Annotated in this window: 2 protein-coding genes; both read left to right on the top strand. The window is 71.7% G+C overall.

Annotation, left to right across the window (positions count from 1 at the left end; all coding sequences use genetic code 11):
• On the top strand, positions 1-443 hold a 443-nt coding region (locus G6017_RS14835; protein ID WP_277819609.1), incomplete at its 5' end, for a glycine cleavage T C-terminal barrel domain-containing protein.
• 29 nt (positions 444-472) lie between these two features.
• Positions 473-1,564 carry a branched-chain amino acid aminotransferase gene (locus G6017_RS14830; protein ID WP_179525022.1) on the top strand — a complete coding sequence of 364 codons (1,092 nt, stop codon included), beginning with the start codon at positions 473-475 and terminating at the stop codon, positions 1,562-1,564.
• Positions 1,565-1,674: the final 110 nt, after the last annotated feature.

The raw sequence follows: 1,674 nt of genomic DNA, 5'->3' as shown, positions 1-1,674 counted from the left end.
TGGGGGCGCTGTGTGGGCTGGGTGCCCGCGACTCCCTGCGCACGGAGGCCGGTTACCCGCTGCACGGCAACGAGCTGTCCCTCGACCTCAGCCCGCTCGAGGCCCGCTGCGCGTGGGCCATCGGCTGGGACAAGCCGTCCTTCTGGGGGCGCGACGAGCTGCTGCGTCAGAAGGAGGCCGGGCCCGCCCGGCGCATGTACGCGCTCGAGGTCACGGGCCGCGGAGTCCTGCGCGCCGGCCAGACCGTGCGGGCCGGCGGACGCGACGTCGGCGTCACGAGCTCCGGCACGTTCTCGCCGACGCTGAAGACGGGGATCGCGCTCGCGTTCGTCGAGCTGGACGCCGGCCTGAAGAAGGGCGACGAGGTCGTCGTCGACGTACGGGGGCGAGAGGTACCGTGCCGCCTCGCGGTACCCCCGCTCGTCGAGATCCGCACCCGCTGACCCGCCCCTTCTCACCTAAGCGAGACGACATGTCCCAGTTCGACATCCGCCCCTCGGCCACACCGAGGACGGCCGCCGAGCGCGAAGCCATCCTCGCCGCTCCCGGCTTCGGCAAGCACTTCACCGACCACATGGTCACCCTCCCGTATTCAGACGGGGCCTGGGGTACCCCCACCGTCGAGGCCTACGCCCCGCTGTCGATCGACCCCTCCGCCGTGGTGCTCCACTACGCCCAGACGATCTTCGAGGGCCTCAAGGCGTACCGGCAGGCCGACGACTCCATCGCCTCCTTCCGCCCGGAGCAGAACGCGGCGCGCTTCAACCGGTCCGCGCAGCGTCTGGCCATGCCGACGCTGCCCGAGGAGTTGTTCATGGAGTCCCTCCGGCAGATCGTGGCGATCGACCGCGACTGGGTCCCCGCCGCCGGCGGCGAGGAGGCGCTCTACCTGCGGCCCTTCATGATCGCCACCGAGACCGGCCTGGGAGTGCGGCCGGCCGACGAGTACCTCTACTCGGTCATCGCCTCGCCCGCCGGTGCCTATTTCTCGCGTGGTGTGGCCCCCGTGAGCGTGTGGCTGAGCACCGAGTACGTGCGCGCCAGCCCCGGCGGAACCGGCGCGGCGAAGTTCGGTGGGAACTACGCGGCGTCGCTGCGTGCCCAGGAGCAGGCGGCCGCCGAGGGCTGCGACCAGGTGGTCTGGCTGGACGCGATCGAGCGCAAGTACGTCGAGGAGATGGGCGGGATGAACCTGTTCTTCATCCTCGGCACCGGGGACTCGGCGGAGATCGTCACCCCGGAACTGTCCGGGTCGCTGCTGCCCGGCGTGACCCGCGACAGCCTCATCCGGCTGGCGCGCCATCTCGGCTACCCGGTGACCGAGCGGAAGGTCTCGGTGGAGGAGTGGGAGTCCGGGGTCGCCTCCGGGGCGGTCACCGAGGTGTTCGCCTGCGGGACCGCCGCCGTGATCACCCCGGTGGGCTCGGTCAAGCACGCCGAGGGCGGGTACACGGTCGGCGACGGCGGGCCCGGCGAGATCACCATGCGTCTGCGCGAGACCCTCACCGGGATCCAGCGTGGGTCCGTCGAGGACACCTTCGGCTGGATGACCACGCTCGCCTGACCGGGCCCGCCTGACCGGGCCCGCGTCCGGTTCCGCCTGACCGGCCTCGCGTCCGGTCCCGCGTCCGGCCCGATTCCATCGTCAAGAGCGTTCCGCACACATCGCTCGAG

This window comes from Dietzia sp. B44, assembly GCF_014145245.1.
Taxonomy (GTDB): Bacteria; Actinomycetota; Actinomycetes; order Mycobacteriales; family Mycobacteriaceae; genus Dietzia; species Dietzia natronolimnaea.
This window is presented reverse-complemented; position numbering and strand designations above follow the sequence as displayed.

What these genes read in the sequence shown, in the direction of transcription:
- G6017_RS14830 (WP_179525022.1), top strand. Translation starts at nt 473, where the DNA reads ATGTCCCAGTTCGACATCCGCCCCTCGGCCACACCGAGGACGGCCGCC.